This is a genomic window from Kitasatospora sp. NPDC058170 (assembly GCF_042883905.1).
Lineage (GTDB): Bacteria > Actinomycetota > Actinomycetes > Streptomycetales > Streptomycetaceae > Kitasatospora.
The window spans coordinates 32391-47256 of sequence record NZ_JBHVUV010000018.1 but is presented as its reverse complement, the minus strand read 5'-3'; the positions used below and the strand labels follow the sequence as shown (position 1 = coordinate 47256).

The window sequence follows — 14866 nt, the reverse complement described above, 5'->3', positions numbered from 1 at the left end:
GTCGCCGGTGACCGGTCCGGTCACCGCCTCGCGGGGCGCGCGTGGGTGTGCGCACCGGCTGTGAGGCAGGTGGTGATCCTTTTCCGACGGCGTCCCTCACGAGAACGTTACCCAGCGGCGGCTCTGGGCGCGCTGGAGCTAGGACGTCCTACTTGTTGAGCTCTGACAACTGCGGGTGTGGCACAGCTCTCAAATCGGTCGCCGTCAGGACACCAGCGCACGTTATCCGGGCAGAGCTCTCCGCGTAAGGGGGTTACCGGTACGGGTTTTGCCCGCTCTGGCCGGATAACGCTGCTCCGCCACTCCGGGCAAGAGGTCATTTGTAGGGTGATATGGGAGGCTTTGGGCGTGACTGATAAAGGACAAATCCGGGTATTCCTGCTCGACGATCACGAGGTGGTCCGACGGGGCGTCCACGAGCTCCTCTCGGTCGAGGACGACATCGAGGTGGTCGGCGAGGCCGGAACGGCCACCGAGGCCCTGACCAGGATCCCGGCCGTGCACCCCGACGTCGCGGTGCTCGACGTGCGGCTGCCGGACGGCAACGGGGTCGAGGTCTGCCGGGAGATCCGCTCCCGGCTGCCGGAGATCAAATGCCTGATGCTGACCTCGTTCTCGGACGACGAGGCGCTGTTCGACTCGATCATGGCGGGCGCCTCCGGCTACGTCCTGAAGGCGATCCGCGGCACCGATCTGATCACCGCCGTCCGGGACGTCGCGGCCGGCAAGTCCCTGCTCGACCCCGTCGCCACCAGCCGGGTCCTGGAGCGGCTGCGCGACGGCGGGGAGAAGGAGGACGAACGGCTCTCCCAGCTCACCAAGCAGGAGCGCCGCATCCTCGATCTGATCGGCGAGGGGATGACCAATCGTCAGATCGGCAACGAGCTGCACCTGGCCGAGAAGACGGTGAAGAACTACGTCTCCAGTCTGCTCGCCAAGATGGGGATGGAGCGACGCACCCAGGCCGCCGCCTTCGTCGCCCGCCACCAGGCCGACCACCAGCACTGAAACAGCCCCCTCATACACAGAGTTGACCACTCGTCAAGGACCCCCGCCAGGGGGCCCTAACCTCTGGCTGTGACTTTCAGCCAGACCCTCGCCTGTCCCCCGGCCCGCCCCGACCTCTCCGCTCCCCCGATAGGGACCCTCAGCCCGCCCGTCCCGCACTCCGCGCTCGCCGAAGTCCTGCGCGGCTACCGGGTCGGCCGGCTGCTCACCGCCGAACCGGTCGCCGAGGGCCTGCTGAACCGGGGCTACCGCGTCACCGCCGAGGCCGGGACGTACTTCCTGAAGTGCTACGTCGACGCCGCCACCGCCAACCGCACCTCGATCGCCGCCCACCACCGCGCGATGGCCGCCCTGCAGGCCCTCGGACTGCCCGTCGCGCCCCCGCTGGCCTGTGCCGAGCGGGCCAGGACGGTGGCCGCCTTCGGCGGCCGGCTGTTCGCGCTCTTCCCCTGGGTCGACGGCCGGCACCGGCACGGTACCGACCTCGCCCTGCCGCAGTGCGGCGCGCTCGGCACGCTGCTCGGCCGACTGCACGGCGCACTCGACGACGTCTGCGCCCCCCTCGCACAACCCGACGGCTACCGCAGCGCGGACCCGCTGGACAGCGCCGAGCTCGCCCGGGACCTGCGCCGGCGGGCCCGTGCCCACCGCCCCTACGGCGAGCTGGACACCCTGGTCGAACGACGGCTCGCCGAGCGCCTGGAGCTGCTCGCCGAGTACGGCCACCGCCGGCCAGCGCCGCAGGCCGCCCCGCCCACCGGCTGGACCCACGGCGACTTCCACGGGCTCAACCTGCTGCACGGGGACGGGCGGATCGCGGCCGTCCTGGACTGGGACAAGCTCGGACCCCAGCCGCGCGCCGAGGAGGCCGTCCGGGCCGCCACCCTGGTCTTCAACGACCGGACCTCCGGGGTGCTCGACCTCGTCCGGGTCCGGCACTACTCGCAGGCCTACCGGGCCACCGGGGCCGCCACCGCGGAGCACCTGGCGGCGGCGGTGCACCGGGTCTGGTGGGAGCGGCTGAACGACTTCTGGATGCTGCAGTGGCGCTACCAGCGCGCCGACCACCGGGCCGACCCGCTCTACCCCGCCGCGGCGGGCCAGTTGGCGTGGTGGTGCCAGGAGTACGAACAGGTCCTGGACGCCTTCGCCAACTGACCCGGACGGTCAGGGAGCCGGCGTGGTCGCCCCGCCGGTCGGCGGCTTCGGGACGGTGCTCTGGGTCGGCGGCGGCTGCGACTGGGTCTGGCTCTGGGTCGGCGCCGCGGACGACGAGCTCCCGGTCGTCGGCGTGGTCGTCGCACTCGGCGTACCGGTCGCCGACTGGGTGGCCGTCGGGGACGGCTTGGTGCCGGTGGCCGGGGCCGTCGGGGACGGCGTGTGCTTGCCGGAGGTCGGCATCTGCGCCGGGGAGTTGTTGGTGTTGTCGGACGGCTGCTGGGTGCGCCGGGTGCTGTTCTGGGGGGACGGCGCGGTCGTCGGGTTGGTCCCGGTCGACGGGGGCGCCGTGGCCTCGGGCGAGGTCGACACCGACACCGAGGGGGCGGGCGTCGGGTTGTGGGTCTTGTCGCCGCCGTTGCCGCTGAGCGCGAACGCGATGCCGACACCGGACGCGACGAGCACCGCCGCCACACCGGCCACCCAGCCCCACGGGCCGCGCCGACGGCCGGAGCCGTTCCCGTTCCCGTGGCCGTCGCCACCGCCGTCGTCGTGGCCGCCGTTCCCGCCGCCGTACGGGCCGGACACCGCCGGGTAGGGCGCCGACGGGGTCTGCGCGCCGCCGGGCACCTGGTAGGGCAGCATCGCCGTCGGGTCGCCGGAGGCGCCCCCGCCGAACGGCCCGGTGGCGGCGCCCTCCCCGTACTCGCCGATCCGCTGGGTGGCGCCGGTGTGGCCCTGCCCGGCGGCGGCCAGCCCGGCCGCCGCCGCGCCCGCCGCCCAGGCGCCGGACGCGCCGTGGATCTCGCGCAGCGCGTGCTGGACGTGGGCGCGGAACTCGTCCGCGTCCTGGAACCGGTCGTCCGGGTTCTTGGCGAGCGAGCGCAGCACCAACGGGTCGAGCCCGCCCGGCACCCGGTGGTTCGCCTGGGACGGCGGCATCGGCGGGTCCTGGACGTGCTGGTAGACCACCGAGAGCGGGGTGTCGCCGGTGAACGGCGGGCGCAGCGTCAGCAGCTCGTAGAGCATGCAGCCGGCCGCGTACAGGTCGGAGCGGTGGTCGACCGGCTTGCCGAGCGCCTGCTCGGGCGAGAGGTACTGGGGGGTGCCCATCACCATGCCGGTCTGGGTCATGGTGCTGGCGGCGCCGGTCAGCGCGCGGGCGATGCCGAAGTCCATCACCTTGACCGCGCCCGCGGTCGTGATGATCACGTTGGCGGGCTTGATGTCGCGGTGCACGATGCCGTGCCGGTGGCTGTAGGCGAGCGCCTCCAGCACCCCGGCGATGATGATCAGCGCCTGGTCGACCGGCGGCGCCTCCTCGTCCACCAGCAGCTCGCGGACGGTGCGGCCCTCGACCAGCTCCATCACGATGTACGGCGTCGACTCCTCGCCGACGTGCTCCTCGCCGGTGTCGTACACCGCGACGATCGAGTGGTGGTTGAGCGCCGCGACGGCGTGTGCCTCGCGGGTGAACCGCAGCCGGGCGATGTCGTCCTGGGCGAGCTCGGGGCGGAGCAGCTTGACCGCGACGGTCCGGCCGAGCCGGACGTCCTGGGCCGCGAACACCTCGGCCATCCCGCCGCGGCCGAGGCGGTGGGTCAGCCGGTAGCGGCCGTCACCGACGGTGCCGAGCGGGGCGGCCGTGCCGCGGCCGGGCGTCTGCGGGCCGTTGCCGACCGGCGGGAGCGCGGTGGTCGGGGCGCTGTCGCTGCCGGGTGCGGGCGCCTTCGGCGGTCCGCCGGCCGAACCGGCCCGGTGGGCTCCCTCGTCGTCCGGCTGCTGCGTCTGTGCCATCGCTCCTCGCCCCGGGCCTTCGCTCGGATCGCGGTGCCCTGTCGCTTCGTGTCCCCGAACGCTACCGTCTCCGGCCGATCGGCGTAGCCCACCCGATCCGGGCGGAAACCGTCAGAGCAGGCCATTCCGGTCGGCGAAACCGTCCAGGTGGAGGACGGTGGCCGACTGCCCGGTGTACCGCGAGGTGCTCTTGCCGGTGCTGTCGTTCTGCGCCTTGGTCACCACGATCGCGATGATGATGATGGCGAGCACGATCACGCCGACGATGATGCCGACGATCACGAACGCGGTGGAGCAGCCGTTGCTGTTGCTCGCCGGGGCGGGCTGGAACGGCGGCGCCGGCATCGGCATCGGCGGCGGGGTGTGCGCCTGCGGCATGAAGGGCGCCGGAGTCTGGAAGGCCGGCGGGGGCGTCTGGTACTGCTGCGGGAACGGCTGCGGCGTCTGCGGGTGCTGCGGCGGCGGGGTCTGGAAGGCCGGCGGCGGGGTCTGGTACTGCTGCTGGAAGGGCTGCGGCGTCTGCGGGGCCTGCGGGGCCGCGTGGGCCGAGCGCGGACCGTCGGTGATCACCAGCGGGGTGCTCGCGGCCAGCTGGTTGCCGCCGCCGCCCCGCACGGCGGCGATCAGCCGCTCGGCCTCGTCGCGCATCGCGGCCGCGCTCGGGAAGCGGTGCGCCGGGTCCTTGCGCAGCGCCTGGGCGACGAAGGCGTCCACCGCCGGGCTGACCGCCCGGTTGAGCGTGGACGGCGCCGGCGGCTCCTCCTGGACGTGCTTGTAGGCGATCGAGAACGCCGAGTCGCCGTCGAAGACCAGCTGGCCGGTGATCATCTCGAAGAGCATCACGCCGACCGAGTAGAGGTCGGAGCGGGCGTCGACCGGCTTGCCGAGGGCCTGCTCGGGCGAGAGGTACTGCGGGGTGCCGACCACCATGCCGGTCTGGGTCATCGAGGTGACCCCGGGCTCCAGCGCGCGGGCGATGCCGAAGTCCATGACCTTGACGATGCCCTTGCGGTCGAACATGACGTTGCCGGGCTTGATGTCGCGGTGGACCAGGCCCTGGTCGTGCGAGGCCTCCAGCGCGTTGAGGACACCGACGGTGACCCGCAGGGCCTCCTCGGTGGGCATCGCGCCGTACTGCGCGACCGCGTCGTTGATCGCGTCGCGCAGGCCCTTGCCGTCGACCAGCTGCATCACGATGAACGGGGTGCTGGAGCCGTCGGGGCCGATGTCCTCGCCGCTGTCGTACACGGTGACGATGTTCTGGTGCTCCAGCCGGGCCACCGACTGCGCCTCGCGGCGGAAGCGCTCCTTGAAGGTGTCGTCACGGCCGAGCTCGGTGTGCATGCTCTTCAGCGCGACCTGGCGGTCCAGCACGTTGTCGTACGCGAGGTGCACGGAGGCCATGCCGCCCTCACCCAGCAGCCGCTGCAGCACGTACCTGCCGTTGCCCAGGGAGTAGCCCTCGGCCGCCGCGTTGCCGTGCTCGCTCATGGTCCCCTGCTCCCCCTCGGTGCGGCGGTGCCGCCGCGACCGTGACGTTCGGTCTCGTCCGTGCGTGGTCGGGCCCGGCCGCCTGGGCCTGCCCGACCCCTGCCGCAGCCTCACCCGGCCGACGACAGGGGTCAGGGTATCGGCTCGCGGCGACAGTGATCGGCCCAGGGCCGACACTGTGTCCAGGCCGCGACCGTACCCGTACGTAGGCTCCCCCGGCAGCCCGGGAAGGGCCCTCTACAGGTAGGGGCCGGAGCGGATGCCGCGGCCCTCCCCGGGCTCGTCGCCCTCCGGGTCGCCGCCGTGCAGACCGGGCGGCAGTGCCCGCCGCATCTGCTCCAGCTGCGCCCGGGCCGCCATCTGCTGGGCGAACAGCGCGGTCTGGATGCCGTGGAACAGCCCCTCCAGCCAGCCCACCAGCTGCGCCTGCGCGATCCGCAGCTCGGCCTCGGTCGGGATGGTGTCCTCGGTGAACGGGAGCGACAACCGCTCCAGCTCGGCGACCAGTTCGGGGGCCAGGCCGAGCTCCAGCTCCTTGATCGAGCTGGCGTGGATGTCCTTCAGCCGGACGCGGCTGGCCTCGTCGAGGGGAGCCGCCCGGACCTCCTCCAGCAGCTGCTTGATCATGCTGCCGATCCGCATGACCTTGGCGGGCTGCTCCACCATCTCGGTCACCGGGAGCTCACGCGGCATGTCACCGTCGTCGCCCCCCATCGAGCCGGCGAAGCCCGGGCCCACGGGCATCCCGTCCGGTCCGACGATCAGCACCTTCTGGCCGTCCTGCGACTGCCCGCCGGAGGCCTGGTACAACTCCTGCGGCGAGCGCTCGTTCATCGGATTCGTCATGAACAACATTCTCTCTCACTGGGGTTGGTCGGGTGGAAGCCCCCGACCACGCCACCACCGCCGGAACCGACGCTACGCCTGCGCGCGACGGCCCGGCATCCGTACGAATACTCAGTTCGTACGGGGGCCCTTCACAGAAGCCGCCCGGTATCCGCCCGCCCGGTACACGGCGTCCGGCGCGGCGGATCCCCGGTACAGCCCGGCTCAGCCCGGCTCAGCCCCGGCGCAGCCGCAGGCCGATCAGACCGAGGCCGCAGCCGATCAGGCCGAGGCCCGCGCCCAGCGGGAGCTGGAGCGTGGAGGCGTCGCGCCAGCGGGCGGGCATGGCGGCCTGGCCCACCGCGAGGCCGCGGCCGGCGACGGTGGCGGCCTCGGCGGCGACCTCGGGCGCGGCGGCGGCCACGCTCTCGTCGCCGGCCGCCCAGGCGCTTGGGGCGCTGCCGTCCGCGCCGCCGTCCGCGTCGGAGGCCGGCGGATCGGCCTCGGGCGCGCCGGACACGGTCTCGGCGGACCGGTCCGGGACGACCTCGGTCCGCTCGGGCGCCGAGGCCGGGCGGTGCCGGGGGCCGGCCGGTCCGCGGTCGGCCCAGAGGCCGCCGGACCGGTCCGGTCGGGCCGGACCGGGTCGCGGCCGGACGCTCTGGTGCTGCGGCGGCGCGGCGGCCGGCGCCGGGTCCGCGACGGGCCCCGCGGCGGGCTGCGCCGACGGTGCGGCGGGCACCTCGGCGGGCGGTACCTCGGCGGGCGGCGCCGAGGGCTGCGGTGCCGAGGAGGGCTCGGCCGCCGGCTCGGCAGCGGGGGCGGAGGGAGCGGAGGAGAAGGAGGGGACGGAAGGGGCGGTGGACGGCTCGGCGTTCGGCCCGCGGGTGGGCACGGCCGAGGGCGGGCCGGTCCGGTGCGGCCAGGCCCCGGGCCGCTCGGCGGGCACCGCCACGGAGACCTCCTCCGACCCGGCGGCCGGATCCGCGGCGGCGAGGGTGGCGGACCCGAGCGGGACGGCCAGGCCGAGCACCGCCACCGCGAGCAGCCGCTGCCAGCGGCGCCCGCCCGGGGCGGCACCGGGGCGGCAGCGGCAGGCATCGGCGCAGCCGACGGACCCGGCGGAGCGGCCGCGGGTACGGCCGTGGGAGAGCGCGGCGGGCAGCGGCCCGAGGAAGGCGAACGAAGGTGCGGCCACGGTCGGAGGTCCTTCCGACGGCCGACCGCGCACAGGCGGGGTCGGCGGCGGGACAGCTCCGAACCAGCCTCACACAATCCGACAATTCAGGCATTTCGAACGACTGTGCACCAACCGCCCCGCCGCCCCACGCCCGTTCCCACGACGGGTGCCCGGGAGGCCTCAACCCCCTCGGGCACCCTCAAACCCTCAAGCCCTCAGACCCTCAGGACCACCTTGCCGACCTGCTCGCCCTGCTCCAGCACCCGGTGCCCGGCGGCGGCCTCGGCCAGCGGAAGCACCCGGTCGATCACCGGCTTCACCACCCCGGACTCGATCAGCGGCCACACGTGCTCACGCACCGCGGCCACGATCGCGGCCTTCTCGGCCAGCGGCCGCCCGCGCAGGTTGGTGGCGACCACCGCGCCGCGCTTGCGCAGCAGCGTGTTGAGGTTGATCTCGCCCTGCACCCCGCCCTGCAGCCCGATGATCACCAGGCGGCCGTTCACCGCCAGCGCGTCCACGTTCCGCTGGAGGTACTTGGCGCCCATGATGTCCAGGATCACGTCCGCCCCGGCGCCGCCGGTGGCCTCCCGCAGCGCCTCGACGAAGTCCTGCTCGCGGTAGTCGATCGCGATGTCGGCGCCCAGCGCCGTGCACCGGGCCAGCTTCTCGGCGCTGCCCGCCGTCACCGCCACCCGCGCACCGACCGCCTTGGCCAGCTGGATCGCCATCGTCCCGATGCCGCTGGCGCCGCCGTGCAGCAGCACCGTCTCGCCCGGCCGCAGGTGGGCGACCAGGAAGACGTTGGACCAGACCGTCGAGGCCACCTCGGGCAGCGCGGCGGCCTCCTCCAGGCTCAGCCCCTTCGGCACCGGCAGCAGCTGCCCGACCGGGACGGCGACCCGCTGGGCGTACCCGCCGCCGACCAGCAGCGCGCACACCTCGTCGCCCACCCCCCAGCCGGCCACGCCCGGCCCGAGCGCGGCGATCCGCCCCGAGCACTCCAGCCCGGGGTACGGGGAGCTTCCGGGCGGCGGGCTGTAGAGGCCCTGCCGCTGCAGCAGATCGGCCCGGTTGACGGCGGTCGCCACCACCTCGACCAGGACCTCGCCCTCGCCGGGCACCGGGTCGGGCACCTCGGCCCAGACCAGTGCCTCGGGCCCGCCGGGTTCAGGAATCGTCATCGCATACATGCCCCGAAGCTACTGCGTACCGGCCCGGGCGCGGCGGCGCCCCGCTCAGCCCGCGAGGCCCGCCAGCACCTCGGCGCCCGGGAGTTGGGCCAGCGCACGGCCCGGCAGGATCAGCTTGCCGCGCCGCCGTCCGCTGCCGATCAGCACGTACGGCGCCTCGGCCACCGCCGCGTCGATCAGCAGCGGCCAGCCGGCCGGCAGCCCGATCGGGGTGATGCCGCCGTACTCCATGCCGGTCTCCGCCACCGCGGCGTCCATCGACGCGAAGGAGGCCTTGCGCGCCTCCAGGTGCTTGCGGACGGCCTTGTTGACGTCCACCCGGGTGGTGGCGAGCGCCAGGCAGGCGGCAAGCGCGGTCTCCCCGCCGCGTTTGGCGGCGACCACCACACAGTTCGCCGAGGCCTCCAGCGGAGCGCCGTACGTCTCGCAGAACACCGCGGTGTCGGCCTTCCCCGGATCGGTGTCCACGTACAGCACGGACTCGGCCGCCTCCCGGTCGTCCCAGTTCTTGAGGGCGTCCGCCACCGGGTCGGCGAGCAGGTCGGCCACCTCCAGGGCCGCGCTGACCGACTCGAACGTGCCGAACGGGGCGTGCAGTTGCTCAGTCATGACACGGACTGTAGCCACCCCGGTCACTTGATGACGATCACCCGGTCGGTGAGCTGCAGCACGGCCGCCTCCGGCTCGGTGTAGTTGAGCACCCGCCGGCCCCGGACCACCGCGACCACCAGGTCCGCGCAGTCCCGCGGGCTGTGCCCGGCCTCGGCCCGGGTGACCGGGCGCTCGATCACGTCCAGGCCGTTGCCGTAGGTGAGCAGGTCCTCCATCACCGCCCCGGCGTGCGGGCTGACCATCGACATGCCGAGCAGCCGGCCCGCCGAGCTGGAGCTGGTGACCACCACGTCGGCGCCGCTCTGCCGCAGCAGCGGGGCGTTCTCGTCCTCGCGGACCGCCGCGACCACGGTGGCGCGCTTGTTGAGCTGGCGCGCGGTGAGGGTGACCAGGACGGCGGTGTCGTCGCGCTCGGGCGCGATCACCACCCGCGCCGCGGCGGGCAGCCCGGCCCGGATCAGGGTGTCGGTCCGGGTGGCGTCGCCGACCACGCCCACCAGTCCGTGCTGGGCGGCCTGGTCGACCACCTTGCGCTGCGGGTCGACGACCACGATCTCCTCCTTGCGCACCCCCTGGCCGAGCAGCGTGTCGACGGCGCTGCGCCCCTTGGTGCCGTACCCGATCACGACGGTGTGCTCGTGCACGGTGGACCTCCAGCGGTTCAACCGCCATTGCTGGCGGGTGCGTTCGGTGAGCACTTCGAGCGTGGTGCCGACCAGGATGATCAGGAAGAGCACCCGCAGCGGGGTGATCACGAAGATGTTGGTGAGCCGGGCACCGTCGCTGAACGGGGTGATGTCCCCGTACCCCGTGGTGGAGAGCGTCACGGTGGCGTAGTACGCCGAGTCCAGGAAGCTCAGCCCGCCGCCGGCGTTGTCGTTGTACCCGTCGCGGTCCAGCCAGACGATCAGGGTGGTGGCGACCAGCACCGCGAGCGCCAGCAGCAGCCGTGAGCCGACCTGGTGCACCGCGGGGCCGCTGCGACGGGCCGGCAGCACGATGCCGGAGTCCGCCCACGGCTCGGTACCGGGGGTCAGCGGGCCCAGTCGGGACTGCCGCCTGGCCTTCACGGCACCTCCAGGAGCTCGACGACGGTGCCGGCCGCGGCGCCACCGGGCGGGACGACGGCGAGGGCCTCCGCGCGGGCCAGGCCGCGCAGCATCGCGGGGCCGTCGAAGGCGAGCGGGACGACGCCGCGTTCGGTCCGGCGCACCGGCAGGAGCCGGGTGTCCCCGGGGTGGCCCGGCAGGTCGACGGCGGTGGGCGCGACGGCGGGATCGACGACCGCCCGGCCGCTGCGGGCGTGCAGCAGCGGCAGGGCCAGGGTCACGGTGCCGGCCACCGCCGCCAGCGGATTGCCCGGCAGGCCCACCAGGTGGCGGCCGCCGGGGAGTTCGGCGAGCAGCATCGGGTGGCCGGGGCGGACGGCCACGCCGTCGACCAGCAGCCGGGCGCCGGCCGCGGCGAGCGCCTGGTGCAGGAAGTCGACCGGGCCGGCCGCGGTGCCGCCGGTGGTGATCACCACGTCGGCGGTGGAGTGCCGGATGGCGTCCCGCAGCAGCCCGAAGTCGTCCCGGACGGCCCGCCGTTCGCCGACCTCGGCGCCGGCCGCGCGCAGCCAGGGCGGCAGCAGCGGGCCCAGCGCGTCCCGGACCAGGCCGGGCGTGGGCAGCCCGGCGTCCAGCAACTCGTCGCCGAGTACGAGCAGTTCGACCACCGGGCGGCTGCGGACGGCCAGCCGGTCGTGGCCGCAGGCGGCGGCCAGACCGAGCACGGCCGGGCCGACCGGGGTGCCGGTGGCCAGCAGCGCCTCGCCCCGGCGGCACTCCTGGCCGCGCGGCCGGACGTCCTGGCCGGTGGTCAGCGGGTCGGGGCCGCGGTCGTACAGCAGCGGCGCGAGCTGCTCGCCGTGCTCGCGGCGGAGGACCGCGGTGGCGCCGGGCGGCAGCTGGGCGCCGGTGGCGATCTCGACGGCCGTGCCGTCGGCCAGCGGCGCCACGGCCTCCTGCCCGGCCAGCAGCCGGCCGGCGACCCGCCAGGGCCCGGGGCCGGCCACGGCCCAGCCGTCCATCGCGGAGGTGTCGAAGGCGGGCAGGTCGGTGAGCGCGGTGAGCGGCTCGGCGAGCGTGGCGCCGAGCGCCTCGGCGAGCGGGACGGTCCGCGGCGGCAGCGGGCGCAGCCCGGCCCGGCGGGCGCTCTCGCGGGCCCGGCGCCAGCTGAGCGCGGCCGGACCGGGCGGCCGAAGGGGCACGACGGTCTCCTCGACGGTGGTCACGGCTTGTCCGGTCCGGCCGCGTCCGCCGTCCAGCGCGAGGCCAGCGCGATGGTGCGCCGGGAGGCCTCGGCGACGGCCTCCGGGCCGCCCCCGCGCTGCGCGGCCGCGTACCCGATCAGGAAGGCGGTCAGCGGTGCGGCGGGCCGGGCCACCCCGTGCGCGACCACCCGGGCGAGGTCGAGCAATTCGGGGACGTCGACGTCCAGGTCGATGCCCAGTTCGGCCCGGACCTCGGCGATCCACTCATCCAGCGTGCGCTCCATGGCCCCCATGCTGCCTGATCGGCGGTGACCCCGAGGTTTTTGCCCGGTGAGCGGCGCGCGTCGTTTCGCTCACGGCGAGGTGCCGCGCGGCGTGAGAAGCGCAGGTCCGGGCCCACCACCGGCAGGACCCGCGGACCGGACCTACCCGCCGGACTCGGCGCGCTCGCGGGCCTGCGCCAGCTCCTCCCAGGTGTCGCAGTCGTAGGCGACCGCGTCGGTGTCCGCCAGCCGCAGGGTGCGCAGGGCGCCGGTGAGGCGGCGCAGCGGGAGGCCGGCCGGGTCGCCGACGGCGGCCAGCGCGGTGCGCAGCGCGGCGGTGCGGTAAGCGGCGGCGAGCGGCTGGTCCCGGCCGGCGGCGTCCACCAGGAGGGCGGCCTCGGCGGCCTGGTCCTCCTCGGCGAGCGCGGCGACCAGTCGGTGGACGGTCCGCTCGTCCAGGAAGGGCAGGTCGGCGGCGAGCAGCAGCACCACGTCCGCGGTGACGTGCGCGAGGCCGGCCGCGACAGCGGCGACCGGGCCGCCGCCGGGCGGCTGCTCGCGGGTCCAGTGCACCCCGGTGCGGGCGGTGGGCCGGGCGGGGCCGACCACCACGGTGGTCCGGGCGCCGGCGCAGGCGGCGAGCACCCGGTCGAGCAGGGTGGACCGGCCGACGGTCAGGCCCGGCTTGTCCGCTCCCCCGAGCCGCCGGGCGGCGCCGCCGGCCGGGACGATCGCGTCGTACGGCGTCATGCCGCCAGTATCCGCCCGCCGCTCACTCCGGCGGCCCGGCCTCGTCCTTGTCCTCGTCCTTGTCCTCGGCGTCCTGGTCCGCCGCAGCCTCAGCCTCAGCCCCAGCCCCAGCCTCAGCGCCAGCGCCAGCAGCCCCGGCGGCGTCCTCCTCCCGGGGCGCGGTGTTGGCGGCGGCGCCGAGCTCCAGGACGGCCGGCAGGGTCAGCTCCCCGTACCGCTCGTTCACCGCGGTGATCAGCGCCTCCGGGTCGTGCGGGTGCTCGGCCAGCAGGCGGTCGAAGTCCTGGAGGTACTCGCCGGTGAAGGCGAGCACCCGGGCCGCCTCGTCGCCCTGGTCGGGCGCCCGGTGGCCGGCGATCACCCGCTCCGCGCCGAGCTCGGCGATCCGGCCGAGGTTGTGGATCCACTCGGTGCGCTGCTCCGGGGTGGTGTCGGCGGTCCAGACGTGGGTGCCGTTGTAGACGAAGTCCCCGGCGACGACGGTGCGGATGCTGGGCACGTGCACCACCGTGGAGCCGCCGCAGTCGGCCTGGCCGAGCAGCAGGACCGGGATCAGCTGGCGGTCGACCATCAGCGGCTGGGGCAGCAGCGGGGCGGGCACCAGCGGGTGGTCGGGGATGTCGTCGCCGTAGACCGGCTTCCACTGGGCGACCTTGGCGGCGGCGGTGCGCAGGATGCCGTCCACCACCGGCGGGGCGGCCAGCAGCTGCGCCTCGGGGAAGAGCCTCAGCACCTCCTCGGCGCCGAAGTAGTGGTCGGGGTGCTGGTGGGTGATCACGATGGCCAGCAGCCGCCGACCCTTGCCGGCCACCCACTCGGCGAGCTCGCGGCCCGCGCTGCGGGTGAGCTGGGCGTCGACCAGGATCGCCGTGTGCTCGCCGAGGATCAGCGTGGAGGTCGCGAAGAAGGCCGACTCGGGGCCGGTGAAGACGGCGGTCTCCAGCGGCCGGACGGGCGCGGCCTCGGCGGTCCGCCCGGGCCGCCCGGTCCGCGTGCCGTCCACGGCGTCCATACCCTCCGCGCCGGCGTTCTCCTCGGGCGGGGACGACGTCACTGGGTGCTCCCTCTGGTCGGCGGTCGGACTTCCTGCGCCCTACAGCATGGGAGCACGGGCCGCCGAATGCGCGGAAGGCGCGCCCGGCGGGGCACGCCTTCCGGATCACCCCACCAGTGACCGCTCCGCCCTCAGGCGGCGAGCGCCTTGGCCTTGAACGCGGCGTCCTCCAGGGCCTGGGTCCTGGACTGCCGGGCCTGCTCCACGAAGTCCGCCATCGCCGGGACGCTCGCCGCGAGGGTGAACTCGGGGACGATGAAGTCGACCTCCAGCCCGAGCATCCCGGTCAGCACCTTCTCCAGGTACGTGGTGACGAACTCGTAGGGCTCCCGCGGGGCGCCGGGCGCGTAGGAGCCGCCGCGCGCAGCGACCACCGTCACCGGCTTGCCCGCCGCCGAGGGGCTCTCCCCCGCCGTGCGGCCGACCAGGATCACCTGGTCCAGCCAGGCCTTGAGGCTGGACGGGATCGTGAAGTTGTACATCGGCGCCCCGATGACGATCGCGTCGGCCCGCTCCAGCTCCGCCATCAGCTCCTCGCGCAGCGCGAAGGAGGCCGCCTGCCCGGCGGTGTGCACGTCGGCCGGGGCGAAGCCGGCCGTGATGCCGTCGGCGTCCAGGTGCGGCACCGGCTGGGCGGCGAGGTCGCGGTAGACCACCGTGCCCTCGGGGTGCTGGGCCTGCCAGGCGGCCCGGAAGGCCGCGGAGACCTCGCGGGAGACCGAGCCGTCGGTGAGCGCGGACGAGTCGATGTGCAGCAGCGTGGGCATGGGGTACCTCCGTCAGGTTAGTAGCTGCTCTTTCCGCCGCAGCTGCAAGTACCGTAGCAGCTTACTTTTTTATAGTCACTAGTGAACGGCCGAGTAGGCTGTGTCCATGGCCGAGCACGAGGAAGCGACCGAGCAGGTCCGGACCGTCCCCGAGAACTGCACCACCGCCCCCACCTGCACCAATGTGGAGGTCGCGCTGACCCGGGTGTTCACCCTGCTCGGCAAGCGCTGGACCGGCATGATCGTCGCCGTCCTCACCAACAACGGTCCGGGCTACTTCTCCGAACTGCGCCGCGCCATCCCAGGCATCAGCGAGCGGATGCTCTCCGACCGGCTCACCGAGCTGTCCGACGCCGGACTCGTGCTCCGCCAGGTCGACGAGGGCCCGCCGCTGCGGGTCAGCTACCGCCTCACCGAGGCCGGCGCCGCCCTGCGCCCGGCCCTCACCGAGCTCGCCCTCTGGGCCGACCAGCACCTGCCGGCCAGCGCCCTCAAGCCGCACGGCACCTGCTGA

The 14866-nt window shown here is 74.6% G+C and carries 13 protein-coding genes and 2 pseudogenes; 3 read left to right on the top strand and 12 right to left on the bottom strand.

What is annotated here, in order from left to right; genetic code table 11:
* Positions 1-348 precede the first annotated feature (348 nt).
* The gene (locus ACFVVX_RS20955; RefSeq protein ID WP_387947665.1) at positions 349-1008 is read left to right on the top strand and encodes a response regulator; all 660 of its coding nucleotides are present in this window, start codon (positions 349-351) and stop codon (positions 1006-1008) included.
* Positions 1009-1077: 69 nt separating this feature from the next.
* Positions 1078-2166 carry a phosphotransferase gene (locus ACFVVX_RS20950; protein ID WP_387947663.1) on the top strand — a complete coding sequence of 363 codons (1089 nt, stop codon included), beginning with the start codon at positions 1078-1080 and terminating at the stop codon, positions 2164-2166.
* A 9-nt stretch (positions 2167-2175) separates the two neighbouring features.
* On the opposite strand, the gene ACFVVX_RS20945 is transcribed toward ACFVVX_RS20950, so the two are convergent.
* The 12 genes and pseudogenes from ACFVVX_RS20945 to ACFVVX_RS20890 all read right to left on the bottom strand — a co-directional run bounded on the left by ACFVVX_RS20945 (position 2176) and on the right by ACFVVX_RS20890 (position 14352).
* The gene (locus ACFVVX_RS20945; protein ID WP_387947661.1) at positions 2176-3963 is read right to left on the bottom strand and encodes a protein kinase; all 1788 of its coding nucleotides are present in this window, start codon (positions 3961-3963) and stop codon (positions 2176-2178) included.
* Positions 3964-4074: 111 nt separating this feature from the next.
* The gene (locus ACFVVX_RS20940) at positions 4075-5454 is read right to left on the bottom strand and encodes a protein kinase (RefSeq protein ID WP_387947659.1); all 1380 of its coding nucleotides are present in this window, start codon (positions 5452-5454) and stop codon (positions 4075-4077) included.
* Positions 5455-5691: 237 nt separating this feature from the next.
* The gene (locus tag ACFVVX_RS20935; protein ID WP_387947657.1) at positions 5692-6300 is read right to left on the bottom strand and encodes a bacterial proteasome activator family protein; all 609 of its coding nucleotides are present in this window, start codon (positions 6298-6300) and stop codon (positions 5692-5694) included.
* Between the two features lie 214 nt (positions 6301-6514).
* On the bottom strand, positions 6515-7477 hold the full coding sequence (locus tag ACFVVX_RS20930; protein WP_387947655.1) for a hypothetical protein: 963 nt from the start codon (positions 7475-7477) through the stop codon (positions 6515-6517).
* A gap of 197 nt (positions 7478-7674) precedes the next feature.
* The gene (locus ACFVVX_RS20925; protein WP_387947653.1) at positions 7675-8652 is read right to left on the bottom strand and encodes an NAD(P)H-quinone oxidoreductase; all 978 of its coding nucleotides are present in this window, start codon (positions 8650-8652) and stop codon (positions 7675-7677) included.
* Between the two features lie 45 nt (positions 8653-8697).
* Entirely contained in the window at positions 8698-9249 is a 552-nt protein-coding gene (locus ACFVVX_RS20920; RefSeq protein ID WP_387947907.1) for a YbaK/EbsC family protein, read from the bottom strand.
* 35 nt (positions 9250-9284) lie between these two features.
* Positions 9285-10265, bottom strand: a complete 981-nt coding sequence (locus ACFVVX_RS20915) for a potassium channel family protein (RefSeq protein ID WP_387947905.1) — start codon at positions 10263-10265, stop codon at positions 9285-9287.
* Between the two features lie 65 nt (positions 10266-10330).
* Positions 10331-11539, bottom strand: coding sequence for a molybdopterin molybdotransferase MoeA (locus ACFVVX_RS20910; RefSeq protein ID WP_387947651.1), 1209 nt, complete (start codon positions 11537-11539; stop codon positions 10331-10333).
* Positions 11536-11821: pseudogene (locus ACFVVX_RS20905) on the bottom strand (DUF6457 domain-containing protein); the annotation flags it as partial. The gene ACFVVX_RS20910 and the pseudogene ACFVVX_RS20905, both read right to left, overlap by 4 nt.
* A gap of 138 nt (positions 11822-11959) precedes the next feature.
* Positions 11960-12531 (bottom strand): annotated as a pseudogene (locus tag ACFVVX_RS20900) (molybdenum cofactor guanylyltransferase); the annotation flags it as partial.
* Between the two features lie 22 nt (positions 12532-12553).
* Positions 12554-13585, bottom strand: a complete 1032-nt coding sequence (locus ACFVVX_RS20895; protein WP_387947649.1) for an MBL fold metallo-hydrolase — start codon at positions 13583-13585, stop codon at positions 12554-12556.
* A gap of 131 nt (positions 13586-13716) precedes the next feature.
* The gene (locus ACFVVX_RS20890; protein WP_387947647.1) at positions 13717-14352 is read right to left on the bottom strand and encodes an FMN-dependent NADH-azoreductase; all 636 of its coding nucleotides are present in this window, start codon (positions 14350-14352) and stop codon (positions 13717-13719) included.
* Positions 14353-14458: 106 nt separating this feature from the next.
* On the opposite strand from ACFVVX_RS20890, the gene ACFVVX_RS20885 reads away from it, so the two are divergent.
* Positions 14459-14866 (top strand): winged helix-turn-helix transcriptional regulator, encoded by a 408-nt coding sequence (locus ACFVVX_RS20885; protein ID WP_387947645.1) that lies wholly within the window; start codon positions 14459-14461, stop codon positions 14864-14866.